Genomic DNA, 14979 nt, shown 5'->3' with positions numbered 1-14979 from the left:
CGTGGGACTCACAGGTCGAGGACCAGTCGGGAGGACAGCGCGCGAGAGACGCAGATCATCATCGTGTCGTTGGCAGCGCGCTCGTCCTCGTCGAGGACGGAGTCCCGATGATCCGGCACGCCCTCCAGCACGGTCGTCTGGCAGGTGCCGCAGGTTCCCTCTTCGCAGTTGGACAAGACATAGACGCCGGCCTCGTCCGCGACCTCGAGGATGGACTTGTCGGGCGGTACGACGAGCACCTCACCGCTGTCGACGAGTTCGACCTCGAAGGAGGTGTTGGGGGCCTCCCGGGTCACCGGCCTCGGCGCGAACCTCTCGACCTGAAGCGTCCCGTGTGGCCAGTGCGCACTCCTCGCCTCGACGGCCGCGATCAGCGGTTCGGGCCCGCAGCAGTAGATCAACGTACCGGACTGTGGTTCGGCCAGGAGTTGATCGAGGTCTATCAGGCCGCGACGGTCCTGCGGCCATTCGAGAACGTGCGCGGGATCGAAACTCCCGACTTCGTCCCGATAGGCCATCGACGCCTCGCTGCGGCCACCGTAGACCAGGCGCCAGTCGGCACCCGCGGCGTGCGCGGCCGCGATCATCGGGATGATCGGGGTGATTCCGATCCCTCCGGCGATGAAGAGGTAACGCGGAGATTGGTGCAACGGGAAGTGGTTGCGCAGCCCGATGGTCGTCAGCACGTCACCGGACCGGACGCGCTCGCACAACGCGGCGGAGCCGCCTCGGCTGTCGGGCTCGCGCAACACCGCGATGCGCCACTGGCTGCGATCCTCCGGATCGCCACACAGCGAATACTGTCGAACGAGCCCGGCGCGAACCTCCACGTCGATGTGACTTCCCGGGGTCCACGGCGGCAGTTCCGAGGCGTCGTCTCGGACGAGCACCAGTTCGGTCACCCCGGACGAGATCTGCTTCCGGGACTTCACCCTCAACGGCATGGTCGTTTCGCGCAACGCATCCGCCCCCCGAGGGGCGTCAGATATTGACAATGACATAGTCGCGGTCGACCTCGACCTCGTATGTTTCACCGGAGTACGGACCGGGCTGGAAGCCGGCTGCGGACGGTTCCGGATTGTTGGCCAGGGCCTCGCCGGACTCCACCGCGGTGGGGTACGCCTTGACCTTGGTCTTCGCCGGATCGAACCATGACTGCCCGGTGGCGATCTCGAACTCCCAGCCGTGCCAGGGACAGCGGATGATCTCCCCGCGCATGATGTACTCGTAGTTTCCGGGCTTGTCCGAACGGACCAGTCCCGAGGTCACGCCCTCACACATCGGCCCGCCGCCGTGCGGGCACTGATTGCGGATCGCGTAGAAGTTTCCCTTGACGTTGAAGACGCCGACCGACCTCTTCGCAACCTCGACCACCTTCCGGTGGCCGGGTGGAATCTCGTCGACCGTCGCCACCACGTACTTCGTCACGTTATCTCCTTGTGCAGACGGCGTCGGCCGCCTTCTCATGCCCGGCCGTGCCGTGCGGCACGGGCGCGTCGGTATCCATCCGGCCGCTGTCGACCGGCCCGTTCGTGCCGACGAGCCGCATGGTCGGGCCGACGGTGCTGGTCATTTGATTCCGGTCATCGAGATTCCGCGGGTGAAGTACTTCTGTGCGAAGACGAAGACCAGGACGGTCGGGATGATGGCCAGCGTCGCTCCCGCCATGAGCGGGCCGTACTGGGTGCTGTCCTGCCCCTGGAAGAACGCCAGCCCGACCGGGACGGTGAACTTGTTGACATCGCTGAGGTAGACCAAGGGACCGAAGAAGTCGTTCCACACGTTGACGAAGGTCAACACCGCCAAGGTGGCCAGGGCCGGTTTCGACAGCGGCAGGATGATGCTCACGAAGATCCGGAAGTGGCTCGCGCCGTCGATCAGCGCGGCCTCGTCGTACTCCTTGGGGATCGTCATGAAGAACTGCCGGAGCAGGAAGGTCCCGAACGTGTTGGCGACGATCGGCGGGATGATCAACGGGAAGTGCGTGTTGATCAGACCGGTCTCGACGTAGGCCGAATACAGCGGGAGCACCATCAGCATGTCGGGGATCATCAGCGATGCGAGCAACAGCCCGAAGGCGGCGTCCCGCCCACGGAACTGCAGCCTCGCGAAGCCGTACGCGCCCAGTGCACACACGAGCAGCCGGCCGATGATCACCAGTACCGTGATGTAGGCGCTGTTTCCCAGGAACCGGACGAACGGCAGGACACCGTTGTTGACCAGGTACGCGTAGTTCTCGGTGGTGAACGGGTCCGGGAGCAGGCGCGGTGTCAGGCTGATCACGTCGCCCGGTTCCTTGAACGAGCTCGACAGCATCCACACGAACGGACCGATGGCGATGAGCACGACGATGATGCAGGCGACGTAGATCGCCGCCGGTGCCACGATCCGGCCCGCCCGCCGCCGTCCGCTGCCCGCATCGCCCTCCGGCATCGCCGACCGTCGTTGCGCGATCGGCTTGGGAGCGCGAGTCTCTTCGATCGTCACTGGTAGAACACCCATCTCTTCGAGAGCCGGTTCTGGATCCATGTGACCGCCAGAAGCACAGCGAAGAGCACAATGGCCAGCGCCGAGGCGTACCCCATCTTTCGCAGCGTGAACGCCTGGTACCAGAGGTGGTAGATGTAGACGTACGTGCCGTCGCCCGGTCCGCCGCCAGTCATCACCAGGATGAGTGCGAAGACCTGGAACGAGCCGATCGTCTGCAAGATCAACAACATGAAGATCGTCGGCGTGAGGAACGGGATCGTCACGTGGACGAATCGTGAGAACCGGCCGGCTCCGTCGAGGGTGGCCGCTTCGGTCAACGACTCCGGGACCCCTTGCAGGCCGGCCAGAATGATGATCATGTTGAAGCCCATGTTCGCCCAGATCGCCGTGACGATCACGGCAGCCATGGCCGATCCGGGTTCACCCAGCCAGTGCGGTCCGGTGATGCCGAACGTCGCCAGGATCGCATTGATGATCCCGTACTGATCGCTGAAGACCCACCGACTGACGACGCCGACGGCGACCAGGGACGTCACGTACGGCAGGAAGATCAGCGCCCGGATGACAGCCATCCCCCGGAGCCGGTTGTTGACCAGCAGGGCCAGGGCGATCCCGATGATGATCCCGACCGGGACGTACCCGACCGTGTAGATGACCGTGTTGATCAGGCTCTTGCCGAACAGCGGATCGTGCCCGGAGAACATCTCCTTGTAGTTGGCCAGTCCGCTGAACTTCGGCGCCGACAGGCCGTCCCAGTCCGTGAAGCTCGTCACCAGCGTCGGGGCGACAGGGATGATGTTGAAGATCAGCGTCCCGAGCACGACCGGACCGATGAACATCCAGCCGCGGAGGTTGCGGCGGCGCCCCGATCCGCGGCGCGGCACCTGTGGCCGGGCTGCCTTGACGATCGGCGTCTCGATGGCCTGCTTCGCGCTCACTTGTCCGTGACCTTCAGGTCGGGATCGGTGAGCGCTCCTCCCTTCTCGAGCAACTCCTTGCCCTTACTTCCGTTCCAGTTGCGCTTCTTGATCTCAGCGTTGACCGCGGCCCGTCCGCGCTTGATGAAGTCGGCCGTGGCGAGCTTGCCGCTCATCAGGTTGTTGGCATTGGTGCCTTCGACGAAGGAGTCGGCGAGCGCCGTGCCGATGGGTCCGCGCGGGAACGGCACGTCCACCGGTTTACCGTCGACGTCACCCAGCGTTTCGGCCCAGACATTGGCGGTCTTCGGCCGCGGATGGTCGGTGAACGCGGCGCTCTCGGCCACTTCGGTCAGCGCCGGGACGGCGAACTGGGCCTTGGCCATCACTTCCGAAGCCGCCTTGCCGCACAGCGCCTTCATGGCGAGGAAGGCGGCCTGCGGATCCTTCGCGGTCTTCGGGATGACCCAGGTCCGGGAGTAGTTCTTCGTCATGGCGAAGAGCGGGGTCTTCGGCCAGGGCATTACGTCCCAGTCGACGTCGGGACTGATCTGCGGACTGATGTCCATGGCCTGCCACGTCATGGCGAGCTTTCCTGCGTTGAACAGGGGCAGGAACTCCACATCGACGGTGGGGGCATGACCCTCACGAATGTAGGAGATCTGCTTGTCGATCGCTTCCAATGTCTCCGGCTTGCCGTAGCCGCATTCGGTCTGGTTCTCGTTGAGCGCGGTGTCACCGGCACCGTACGCGGTGGCCTGGACGGTGTTGACCGCGTACTGCAGACCGTAGGTGTCGGTACGGCTCCCGTTCTTCTTCGTCAATTTCTTGACGGCCGCGTCGAATTCGTCCCAGCTCCACGCATCGGCCCACGAGGTCGGCGCCGTGAGCCCGGCATCGGCGAACAGCTTCTTGTTGTAGTAGAGCGCATTGGCACTCATACCCGGCGTAATGGAGAACTGGTATCCCTCGACCGCAACCTTGGTCGTGAACGTCGGGCTGTACTTCGAGAGATCGAATCCCGTGCTCTTGTCGGAGATCATCTTGTCCAACTGCAGGATCTTGCCGTTCGTCGCCAGGTCGTACACCCGGTCGTCGTCGATGCGCTGCAGATCGGCTGTTGTGCCGGAGGCGAACTGCAGCATGACGCTCGCCCAATCGTCACCCGGTGCGGGCTTCCACACGATCTTGATCTTGTGCTCGTCGAGGCTCTCCTTCTGAGCAGCCGCGATCATTTCCTTGAACATCTTCTGGGTCGTGGGGTCACCCACCGAACTGAAGGTCACCTCTGTCCAGCCGGCCGGCGTCGCGGATGAATCCGAGCCGCACGCGGTCAACGAGGTGCCGGCGGCGCCGGCGACAGCCAGCCCAAGGCCCCCTTGGAGCAATCGGCGGCGGGTGAGAAAAGGGCCGGAGGTCATGCTGATCGGTCTCCCTTGACAAGCGCTCCGCCCGGAGCACAGCCCGCGAAGGTCTGCGCAACGCTGCGGGCTGTTGATCTTCGGTGCCGCTGAGTATCGACCCACCCCACGGGGACTGTCAAGGACTATTCGGAACATGAATTCCACTATGCGGAATCATGAATAGGTCGTCCCGACGCGCTCGAGAAGGTTACGAACCGCGCGCGTGGAGCGTCCGACTCCGGCTCAATTAGGGCTGCCGGCCCGACGATTCACCGGCTGCCGCAAACCTGTCCGCATTGGGCCACGTGCGGCAACTCGCGAATCGGGCTCTTCGGAATTGGGCGTCGGCGAGTCGGGATCGGTAGGGGCGTTCCCTCCGCGGCGAGCAGGCTTCGTAGTCGGTAGTTGTGGCGCCGCGGAAGCCGTGCGCGAGGCGGCGAATCTTTTTACTAATTAGGTTTCGATGGGCAGATACTTCTGCGGGCGGTCCTCTGAGTGCCGGTGAGCCGCTCGATGCCGCTCATCAGGGCCCGTCGGATCCGGTACGGCGGATCGTGTCGTGGCCGCGGCGGGCGAGGGTGTCCTGCCGGACCCGGACCGGACCTCGTCCAGGGCGGTGGAGCCGAGCTTCACGACGTGAAAGGCGTCCGGTACCGGACCGCGTCGGGGAGTTCGTCGCGGATCGCGTTGGCGTCGCCGCGGAAGGGGTCGAGTGCGGCGTGCTCGACACGTGCGCGCAGACAGTCGTCGCAGTCGCAGTCGCAGTCGCGGTCGCAGTCGCGGCCGCAGTCGCAGTCGCGGCCGCAGTCGCAGTCGCAGTCGCAGTCGCAGGTCAGGTCGACCGTGATCTGGTGCTGGACGACGCCGACGCGGCGGGGCGTCCATCGATGGTGGCGCGGAGGGCGACCTGGAGCGTCGCCGTGATACGCGTTGCGGCCGTGGCCATCAGAAAGGCCACGGCCGCAACGCCGATGAGAAACGTGCCTGCTGGGGAGGAGCACCCACGTGCTGCTCCCCTCGGCCGCACGAGGCCGGTGGTCAGGCCGCTCTCAGTCCACCTGTGCCGTGAGACCGGCCGACTCGATGCCGGCGACCGCGGCGGCCTCGTCGTTGTCGGAGGTGTCGCCGGTGATGCCGACTGCCCCGAGCAAGGTGCCGGCGTCATCGCGCACGAGTACACCGCCCGGGACCGGGACGAGCGAGCCGCCCACAGCGGAGGTCACCGCGTTGACGAAGTACGCCTGTTGTTCGGCCCGAGCCATGATCGAGCGCGACCCCATGCCCAGCGCCAGTGCGCCGTTGGCCTTGCCGAAGCCGATCGCGACGCGAGCGTTCGACGAGCCGTCCTCCCTCTCCACGGCGACAATGTGTCCGCCTTGGTCGAGCACGACCACGGTGAGCGGCTTGAGACCCGCCTCCGCGCCGTGGCGGCGTGCGCCTGCGACGATGGTGCGGGCGGTGTCGAGGTCGAGCGTCATCTAGGCCTCCTGACCTTTCTTGTGTGTACGGCGGCGATGCAGGATCGGCTCGGTGTAGCCGCTCGGCTGCTCGAGGCCTTCGAACACGAGCGCGCGGGCCGCCTGGAAGGCGTCGCCGTCGAAGCCCGGCGCCATCGGTGTGTAGGACGGGTCAGCGGCGTTCTGCTCGTCGACGACCGCGGCCATGCGGTGCAGTGTCTCCTCGACCTGATCCGCCGTGACCACGCCGTGGTGCAGCCAGTTCGCCAGGTGCTGCGCCGAGATCCGGCACGTCGCCCGGTCCTCCATCAGCGGCTCGCCGGTGATGTCCGGCACCTTCGAGCAGCCGACACCGGCGTCGACCCAGCGGACGACATATCCGAGGAGCGACTGGCAGTTGTTGTCGATCTCCTGTTGCCGCTCCGCCGCGGACCAGGTCGGTTCGGCCAGCGGCACCCGCAGCAGCTCGGCCCGGTCGCGGCGGCGTCCACCTGCCGCGATCTCCTCCTGCCTGGCCCGGACGTCCACCTGGTGGTAGTGCAGCGCATGCAGGGTCGCGGCGGTGGGCGACGGCACCCAGGCGCAGCTCGCGCCCGCTCGTGGGTGACCGATCTTCGTCTCGGACATGGCCGCCAGGCTGTCCGGCGCCGGCCACATGCCCTTGCCGATCTGCGCTCTGCCGAGCAGCCCGCACTCGATCCCGATGTCGACGTTGAGGTCCTCATACGCCGAGATCCAGGTCTCGCTCCTCATGTCGTTCTTACGCACGAGCGGCCCGGCGAGCATGGAGGTGTGAATCTCGTCGCCGGTCCGGTCGAGGAACCCGGTGTTGATGAAGGCCACCCGCTCGCGTGCCGCCTCGATGCAGGCTTTGAGGTTCAGCGACGTGCGGCGCTCCTCGTCCATGATCCCGACCTTGATGGTCAGCCGCGGCAGACCGAGCAGCTCCTCGACGCGGGCGAACAGGTCGACAGCGAAGGCCACCTCTTCCGGCCCGTGCATCTTGGGCTTGACGACGTACATCGCCCCGGTCAGCGAGTTCGGCTTGTCCGAGCCGATACGGAGATCGCGCAGACTGCCGAGCGCAGTCATCACCGCGTCGAGGATGCCCTCGGGCACCTCGTGACCGTCGCGGTCAAGGACGGCGTTCGTGGTCATCAGGTGGCCCACCTGTCGGATGAACAGCAGGGACCGTCCGCGCAACGTCACCTCCTCGCCGGAGGGCGAGGTGCAGGTGCGGTCGGGGTTCATCGAGCGCGTGAACGTGCTGCCACCCTTGGTGACCTCGGCCGAGAGCGTTCCGTCCATCAGCTGCAGCCAGTTGCGGTAGCCGACGACCTTGTCGTCGGCGTCGACGGCCGCCACCGAGTCCTCGAGGTCCATGATGGTCGAGACCGCGGACTCGATGAGCAGGTCCTTGACACCGGCGGGGTCGGTGGCGCCGATGGCGTCGTCGCGGTCGACCTGGATCTCGACGTGGAGGCCGTTGTGCACGAGCACCACAGCTTCCGGCTCGTGCGCCGCCCCGCGGTAGCCGACGAGCTGGCCCGGTTCGACAAGGCGGAGCAGGTTGTCCTTGACAGTGACAGCCAGACCTTCGCCGTCGACGGAGTACGACGTGGCGTCGGCGTGCGACCCGCCGGCGAGGCGGAAGTGCTCGTCGAGAAATGCCCGGACGCGGGCGATCACCTCGGCGCCGCGGGCCTTGTTGTACCCCCGGCTGGGTGCGAGATCGCCCTCGCGCGGGACCACGTCGGTGCCGTAGAGGGCGTCGTACAGGGATCCCCAGCGCGCATTGACCGCGTTCGTCGCGAATCGTGCATTCAACAGCGGGACGACCAGCTGGGGACCGGCGATCCGCGCCACCTCGTCGTCGACGTCACTGGTCACCACCTCGACCGTCGCCGGCTCCTCGAGGAGGTAGCCGATGTCGCGAAGGAAGCGCTCGTACGAGGCCGGGTCGTCCATCCCGGGGTGCTCGCGGTGCCACTGGTCGATCCGCGCCTGCAGCTCATCACGTCGGGCGAGCAAATCGCGGTTGCGCGGCGCGAACTCCTGCACCAGGCCGGCAAGCCCCGCCCAGAAGGCGTTCGGGTCCACACCCGTGCCGGGCAGCGCCTCCTCCTCGACGAACCGGTGCAGGCTCGCGGCGACGGCGAGTCCTCCCTCGACCACGCGCGCGTCCATTCAGGCTCCTGATTCCATCATACGGAAGAAACATTTCCTATATTGAAACCCTAACATAAAGGGTGTCAACGTCACGTCGCTGCTATCCGGTGCCACCCAGCGGCGGTCCGGGTTTGTCCTCCACGTCTTCGATGTACTGCCTGAGTCCCTTGCTGAGCCGAAGCCGCTGGCCCAGCGACCACCCTGAAGCACCTGGACGCCAGCTGGCGAGGAAACCGTCCGGCAGTTGCCTCTTCGGCTGATCCAGGTTGCAACGCGACCACTCGCGGCCCGCGTGATCGGTGAAGCTGATGAACACGTCGAACTCGGCGGGCCAGCCAACCTTCTTGGCGTTCTTGTCCACGACCTCCACGCTCCAGGTCGCGAACCCGTGTGGCTCGAGAACCTGCCGGATCGGCGAACTTCCCCGCAACGAGAACGTGCCCCCGTCGTGCGGCGCTCTCGCCAGGACCGAACCGAGCCTGAGGAGAGGCAGCGGATACTCGCTGTGGTTCGTCACCGTCACGTCTGTCCAGCGCCCAGTGCCCGTCTCCTGGTGTTTGACCGATGTGACGATCAGCCGCGCCTGGGAAGCCTCAGCGTCCCGGCGTTCCGCGTCCGACCGTCGCCAGTCCTTTCGGGCGATCCCGAGGGCGACGATCACCGCCAGGACAGTCCCCACGCCTGACACCCAGTCGCCGACCGAACCCCACGCCGCGGCGTGCACCCACGAGGCGACAGTCGAAAAGATCTCGGTCACGACGACGCCTTGCGCGGCCGGCCGGGCTTGCGTTCCCACGTCGACATCCAGGTCTCGACCTGCGACCGGACGCGCAGCGGCCCGGCCTGAGTCTCGACGACCGCGGGCGGGAAGCCCTCGAGGTTGCCGAGCTCACGGGCACGCTGGCGGCTGACGCCGGCGATCTCGGCGATCTCGGCGTACCCGACGAGCGGCGGGATGGTCGGCTCGGCCAGGCGCGCAGCGAAGGTGGCCTCGTCGAGCACCTCGACACCGGACGGTTCGAACCGCTGGCCCGCAGCGTGGACGGCGTCGCGCACAAGGCGCAGGGCGAGGTCGTCGGCCTGGCGCAGGGTGTTCGCCTCCACGGTCAGGTTCACCGAGGCACGGTCGGGCTCGCGCTCCCGGCATGCCGCGGCCGCGTGGGCCCGCAGAGTCTCAGCGATCCGCTCGAGCGCGACGTCGGTGAGATCGCCGGCGTCGTTCCACTCGACGCGTGCGGCCCAGTTGGCCATGATGGTGGCCCCTTCCCTTGCTGCTGACAAGAGAAAGGCTAGCAAAACCCCTTACGGCGACAAGGAAACTGGGTGTCGTCCGAGACGTCAGCAACGAGGGAGCCGGGGGCACACCATGACACCACTCGGGCCTGCGGCCGCTCGTGTTCTGGCTGTACTGGTTGGTTTCAGCTCAGCGCGCTGCCGGCCTTCCATTCCTTCCAGGACAGGTTCCAGTCGCCCCAACCGTTACCGGTCGCCGGCATCTGGGCACCGCTGCTGCTCGTCACCTCGACCGGGTCACCGACCTGGGAGACCTGCCAGAGCCAGCCGGAGTCACTGACGCTCATGCCGACGCATCCGTGGCTGGTGTTGGAGTACCCCTGCGACCCCACCGACCAAGGCGCCGAGTGCAGGAACTCACCGCTCCAGGTCACCCGAAGTGCCCACCGGCCCACCAGCCGGTAGCGCTCCCTAGCCCCGATAGCCTCGTTCGTGAATTGGAAGTTCTGACGCTTCTCCAGGACCACCTTGACGCCGTTCCGCGTCCGCCAACCGGCCTTTCCCCCGGTCACCCGGATCGAACGAGCCCACTTCCCGTTGATGTAGACACGTGCCCGGTGCGACTTGTCCAGGTCGACCTTGGTCACCACCGAGTTGGCGATGCGGAAGCGCCGCACCCTGTCCTTGACGCCCCACACACCGTCACCCGCGTTGACGTCCTTGGTGTTGACACTCAGCCTGACCTCGGTGTGGGCCGGCCAGTACTTCTTCGGACGGTAGTGAACCTCCTCCGAACTGAACCAGTGCCACGCCCCCACGACCGGCTTGGACGTCTCCACCACCAGCCGCTTCTCCACCTCAACACGGTCCTTCACCGGCGCGGTGAACTTGACCACGATCGGCATACCGACACCCACCGTGCTGCCATTCAGCGGCTCGATGTCCGTGCCGAGCACCTTCGCCGGCTTCGCCGTGGTGAACGTCTGGTTGGTCTGGGTCACCTTTCCCTCGGCGTTCCTCGCGACCGCGTGAACCTGGTAGACCCGATCCGGAAGCAGGCTCCCCGCCTCCGTCGACCACGACGTCCTGGCCTCGTCCAGCGCCCCCTCCACGGCCTTGCCGTCGTAGGTGACCTCCACCCGCGTCAGACTTCCGCCGCTGGCCGCTACCGTCACCGCGGCATCCACCGCCACGTTCTCCGCCCGGTCCGCAGGCGAGACAGTCACCTTCGCCTGCGCGACAGCCTTCGGCGTCGCCACACCGTTCGGGTTGGCGTTCGCCTGGATCGAAGAACCCGACCCCGAGTCCACCTGGCAACCGGCCACCAACACCACGGCCAGCACCACCACCAAAGCCCCGACCCCACGCACTGCTGACCGCGTGCGCCCCCGCTTACTCATGTGCACTCCTCGCATCGGTGACCGACAGGCCCGTGCGACCCTTCCCCAAAAGGGACCCCCGAATCGAATCACGTCCTGTAGCCCCGGCAAGTCACATGCCGGCTCTTATCATCTAAAAAACCTAGTGAACTCGCCGGCACACCGGACGCCTGATGAGAACCCCGACATCATGTGCTGCCTGCCAGTAACAGACCGCCGAACCCCAGCGGCCTTTCATCCAAGGCACCGTTTCCCTGGTGCGTCTCCCGCACTTGTGCACGTCGTTAATGGCTGACCCGTTTATGTGACATTTCTCAGTCGGAGTCGAGATGCACGCCGCGACCGAGCCGCGTGAAAGGTTCGGCAACACCGGCCGGTCTCACCAGCGCAGGTGCGTACGGGAGGTTCGACCCCGGAGCCTGGGAGGAGATAGTCGTCATGCGGGTGTTCCCCACAGGTCGGCCCGCATCTGCCCGGCGCTCTCGGGCGCTCGGACGTTCAGATGGAGGACGTCGGGGGTCAGGTGCAGGGTGAAGTCGAAGAAGGCGCAGCAGCCCTGCTCGGCCGCGGCGAGTGCGGCAAGGTTTCCCGCGAGTTCGACGTCTGGTGGGAAGGACAGCCGCAGCCCGTCATCGATCTCCTCGCGCCGGTCGGCCTTCGCGACCAGCGTGCGCCACTGCTCGGTGCGCTCCCCCAACTCGGCACCGCCGAGGGTGCAGGCGACCGGAGCAGCCCGCCACGCCTCACGCTCCGGTTCGGGTGTCGGGTCGGATGCGGGGCGGGTCGCCGAGAAGGTCACCGGCACCGGTCCAGCAGGGCGGGCACCGCTGGCGGTGCAGCCGCAGTCCGGGCCACACGCACCCGCGGGAGCAGGGCCCGACAGGACCCCATGGACTCCTGCCAGGTAGGCGGAGAAGGTGCGCAGTTCCGCGATCCGGTCGTCGGTATCCTTGATCCGGTCGGCGACCAGCGGGAGCATCCGGGCCCGGACCGAGGCGCAGACGCCCTCCTCGCGGATGTCCAGGAGGCCGCGGATCTCCTCCAAGGCCAGGCCCAGCAGTTTCGCCGAGGAGATGAACGCCAGCCGCTCCACCGCCTCTTCTCCGTACACGCGGTACCCGGACGCGGTCCGCTCGGCCGGCAACAGCCCGGCGGTCTCGTAGAAACGCAGCGTCGTCGCCGGAACGCCGGAGTGCTCGGCCAGCTGCGAGATGCGGTAGGTCGTCACACCGTCGACGGTAAACCTTCGACCCAACTCGAAGGTCAAGTCTCGACCGGCCAGCGAACGCCGTCATCCGGATCCGCTTTGCCGACTACCCGGACAAGACGGTGTTCCACTGCCACATCCTCAACCACGAGGACGAGGGCATGATGGCCGTCCTGCAGATCGTGCGACAGGGGCCGGCCAAGGTTCTACCCCACCATCCTCAGGGCTGGTCCCTGATAGGGGTGCCACTTGCATCCGGTGAAGGGTGCGCGTCAGAGTCTGAGGCCATGAGCACTCGACGATCGCCGCGGGAGTACGTCCGGGAGGCCTGCCTCCGCTACGGAGCGGCCGAGGTCGCCCGACGCAGTGCGGCCTTGCTGCGGGGTGCGGATCCGAGCGGTGACGAGGACTTCCTGCGCGCACTGGGATTCCAGGGAGAGATGGCCTGGCTACTCAAGGAACCCAACGCGTACTGGGCAAGGGTCTGGGGCGCCCGGGCCCTGCGCTACTGCTGGCACGATACGGTCGCCGACGCGGTGCTCGCCGGACTCCACGACGACGCGTGGCGGGTGGTTGAGCATTGCGCGGTCATCGTAGGCGGTCGTGAGCTCGCCGACGGGGCGCCCACATTGGTTGTGCTCAGCGAGCACCCGGTACCTCGCGTCCGGGTCGCGGCTGCCCGAGGGCTTGCGACGGTCGGCGAGCGTGAGCACATCCCCTCCGTGCTTCGACTCGCCGACGACCCGGAGCGAATCGTTCGCGCCGCGGCCGAGCAGGTACTGCCACGCTTACGCCACCGGCTCGACCTCGATCACTGACCACTGGCTACTGCCCACTGCCCACTGACACAAGGCGACAGCCCCTCACACCAGGGGTCGCCTCCAGGTTGGCTCGAGTGACCCACCTACCGTTCCGACCATTGCTGTGGCAGCATCGGTGCACCCCCTGGGAGGTACGACATGACCGATTCTCCGGCACCGCAGGAACCATGGGAGCAACCCGGTTGGCTGTCCCCGGAGGAGTTCAAGGCGTCCGAGGGCGTCGAGGACTGGCGGGTTCTGGGTGATGCCGTCTACGCGTTCTTCCGCACGGATTCCTTCGCGACCAGTGCCCGTCTCGTACAGGCGATCGCTGAGCTACCCGCCGTTGACGGAGACCATCAGCCCGACGTCGATCTCCGCCACGAAGGCGTGACCATACGTCTGACCACGATCCCCGCCGATCGCTTCTTCTGCGGGCACAGCGCGCGGGATGTCGAGATTGCTCGCCAGATCTCCGCGGCCGCGCGGGAGTTGAGCATTCCGGCCGACCCGACGCGCGTGCAGCACATCCAGGTTTCGGTCGACGCGCTCGTGATCCCGGACGTGATGCCCTTCTGGCGGGAAGCGCTCGGCTATGAGTTCCGTCGTGACACCGACGAGGACGTCGTAGACCCGAGGGGCCGCGGGCCTTCGTTCTGGTTCCAGCAGATGGACGCCCCGCGGACCCAGCGCAACCGCATCCACGTCGACATCGCGGTGCCTCCCGAACAAGTCGAAACCCGCATCGCCGCCGTCCTCGCCGCCGGCGGCCGCCAAGCGGACCCCGACCATCCGTGGGTCCTCTCCGACCCCGAAGGCAATGAGGTCTGCCTGGGCTGACTCACCACCCGTGATGGGCGGCGCATGCGCTGCGGTCAGAGGTCGGCGACGTCGACAGTCTGTCCCGTCGCCGCGCTACGGCTGACCGCGTCGGTGAACTCCATGTAGCGGACACCGTCCTCGAAGGTCGTACGCGCGACCTCCTCACGTCCCCGGATGGCGTTGACGAACTCCTCCTCCACCCGCCACCCGGTACGCCGTTCTGCTGGGACCGGAACCTCGCTCAGTTCGCGGTCGCCTCGTCGTCCGGCGGTAAGTCGTCCGGACTCCGGCTCGAAACGCAGGGTGCCTTCGGACCCGAAGATCCACAGATCCGTCTGCGGCGCAAGCCCGGTCACGCTGCTGAAACGCAGGTGGGCAACGCCGCCGCCTCCCAGCGTCGCGAGAATGTCCATGTGGTCGGGCACCTTGACCTCGTGCCAGTTTCCGTGGTCGTCCTCGCGTCGAGGAACGGTCGTCGCGCCCATCGCCGTCACCCGCTTCGCAGGGCCGAGCCACCGCATCATCGCTTCGTACCAGATGCCCATGCTCAGAATGTTGTTACCGCTGAGGCCAGCGTCCTGCCGCCAGTGCAAGGGCGCCGTCGCGTCGACGAAGCTGGACTGGCCAGCGTGGACCTCGACCGCCAGGATGTCGCCGAGATAGCCACCGCTGATCATCGACTCGAGCGTGGAGTCGAACTCCAACGTCACCGGGGACGGCACCAACTGAGCGACCAGGTGCGGCGCCCGGCGTGAGGCGGCCAACATCTCGCGACCCTCCGCGGCGTTCCTGGCCATCCGCGCCTCGCACAACACGTGCTTGCCGGCTCCGAGTGCCGCCACCGTGAGCTCACGGTGCATGTTGGGCCAGGTGCCGATACAGATGGCGTCGATGTCGGGCGCCTCGACGACCCGACGCCAGTCGTCCTCCACACGCTGAAAGCCGTAATCGTCGGCGATCCGAGCACCCGACTCGCGGGTTCGGTTCGCCACCGCGACCAGCTCGACTCCCGGCAGTGCTTGGAAGTTCGGAATATGACGGAGACGGGAGTTGGCACCGGCACCGACGAAACCCACCCTGATCGGCGAATCAGCCATGCCCG

General features: G+C 66.7%; 15 protein-coding genes and 1 pseudogene. 3 read left to right on the top strand and 13 right to left on the bottom strand.

The window, feature by feature from the left end:
- Positions 1 to 8 precede the first annotated feature (8 nt).
- The 12 genes from HEB94_RS52715 to HEB94_RS25510 form a co-directional block, all read right to left on the bottom strand.
- Positions 9 to 932 carry a 2Fe-2S iron-sulfur cluster-binding protein gene (locus HEB94_RS52715; protein ID WP_202896542.1) on the bottom strand — a complete coding sequence of 308 codons (924 nt, stop codon included), beginning with the start codon at positions 930 to 932 and terminating at the stop codon, positions 9 to 11.
- A gap of 49 nt (positions 933 to 981) precedes the next feature.
- Entirely contained in the window at positions 982 to 1428 is a 447-nt protein-coding gene (locus HEB94_RS25560; protein ID WP_192752253.1) for a Rieske 2Fe-2S domain-containing protein, read from the bottom strand.
- 1 nt (position 1429) lies between these two features.
- Positions 1430 to 1573 (bottom strand): hypothetical protein, encoded by a 144-nt coding sequence (locus HEB94_RS25555; protein WP_192752252.1) that lies wholly within the window; start codon positions 1571 to 1573, stop codon positions 1430 to 1432.
- A complete protein-coding gene (locus HEB94_RS52710) occupies positions 1570 to 2487 on the bottom strand; it encodes an ABC transporter permease subunit (RefSeq protein ID WP_192752251.1) in 918 nt (305 codons plus the stop codon). The genes HEB94_RS25555 and HEB94_RS52710 overlap by 4 nt, the downstream gene beginning before the upstream one ends.
- Complete coding sequence (locus HEB94_RS51015) at positions 2484 to 3428, bottom strand: ABC transporter permease subunit (RefSeq protein ID WP_192752250.1); 945 nt, start codon at positions 3426 to 3428, stop codon at positions 2484 to 2486. The genes HEB94_RS52710 and HEB94_RS51015 overlap by 4 nt, the downstream gene beginning before the upstream one ends.
- A complete protein-coding gene (locus tag HEB94_RS25540) occupies positions 3425 to 4828 on the bottom strand; it encodes an extracellular solute-binding protein (RefSeq protein WP_192752249.1) in 1404 nt (467 codons plus the stop codon). The genes HEB94_RS51015 and HEB94_RS25540 overlap by 4 nt, the downstream gene beginning before the upstream one ends.
- Positions 4829 to 5859: 1031 nt before the next feature.
- The gene (locus HEB94_RS25535) at positions 5860 to 6288 is read right to left on the bottom strand and encodes a GlcG/HbpS family heme-binding protein (protein ID WP_192752248.1); all 429 of its coding nucleotides are present in this window, start codon (positions 6286 to 6288) and stop codon (positions 5860 to 5862) included.
- Positions 6289 to 8454 carry a malate synthase G gene (locus tag HEB94_RS25530; RefSeq protein WP_192752247.1) on the bottom strand — a complete coding sequence of 722 codons (2166 nt, stop codon included), beginning with the start codon at positions 8452 to 8454 and terminating at the stop codon, positions 6289 to 6291.
- Between the two features lie 82 nt (positions 8455 to 8536).
- On the bottom strand, positions 8537 to 9193 hold the full coding sequence (locus HEB94_RS25525; protein ID WP_192752246.1) for a hypothetical protein: 657 nt from the start codon (positions 9191 to 9193) through the stop codon (positions 8537 to 8539).
- On the bottom strand, positions 9190 to 9687 hold the full coding sequence (locus HEB94_RS25520) for a hypothetical protein (RefSeq protein ID WP_192752245.1): 498 nt from the start codon (positions 9685 to 9687) through the stop codon (positions 9190 to 9192). Before HEB94_RS25520 ends, HEB94_RS25525 begins: the two co-directional genes overlap by 4 nt.
- A gap of 167 nt (positions 9688 to 9854) precedes the next feature.
- Positions 9855 to 11069, bottom strand: coding sequence for a L,D-transpeptidase (locus HEB94_RS25515; protein ID WP_192752244.1), 1215 nt, complete (start codon positions 11067 to 11069; stop codon positions 9855 to 9857).
- Between the two features lie 415 nt (positions 11070 to 11484).
- On the bottom strand, positions 11485 to 12276 hold the full coding sequence (locus HEB94_RS25510; protein WP_192752243.1) for a MerR family transcriptional regulator: 792 nt from the start codon (positions 12274 to 12276) through the stop codon (positions 11485 to 11487).
- 32 nt (positions 12277 to 12308) lie between these two features.
- Here HEB94_RS25510 and HEB94_RS54735 point away from each other — a divergent pair.
- The 3 genes and pseudogenes from HEB94_RS54735 to HEB94_RS25495 form a co-directional block, all read left to right on the top strand.
- Positions 12309 to 12425, top strand: a pseudogene (locus tag HEB94_RS54735) (multicopper oxidase domain-containing protein); the annotation flags it as partial.
- A gap of 117 nt (positions 12426 to 12542) precedes the next feature.
- On the top strand, positions 12543 to 13073 hold the full coding sequence (locus HEB94_RS25500; protein ID WP_192752242.1) for a HEAT repeat domain-containing protein: 531 nt from the start codon (positions 12543 to 12545) through the stop codon (positions 13071 to 13073).
- Positions 13074 to 13214: 141 nt separating this feature from the next.
- Positions 13215 to 13895 carry a VOC family protein gene (locus HEB94_RS25495; RefSeq protein WP_192752241.1) on the top strand — a complete coding sequence of 227 codons (681 nt, stop codon included), beginning with the start codon at positions 13215 to 13217 and terminating at the stop codon, positions 13893 to 13895.
- 35 nt (positions 13896 to 13930) lie between these two features.
- Here HEB94_RS25495 and HEB94_RS25490 read toward each other — a convergent pair whose 3' ends face one another.
- A complete protein-coding gene (locus HEB94_RS25490) occupies positions 13931 to 14974 on the bottom strand; it encodes a Gfo/Idh/MocA family protein (protein ID WP_192752240.1) in 1044 nt (347 codons plus the stop codon).
- Positions 14975 to 14979: the final 5 nt, after the last annotated feature.

The organism is Actinopolymorpha pittospori (assembly GCF_014873875.1).
Taxonomy (GTDB): Bacteria; Actinomycetota; Actinomycetes; order Propionibacteriales; family Actinopolymorphaceae; genus Actinopolymorpha; species Actinopolymorpha pittospori.
This window is presented reverse-complemented; position numbering and strand designations above follow the sequence as displayed.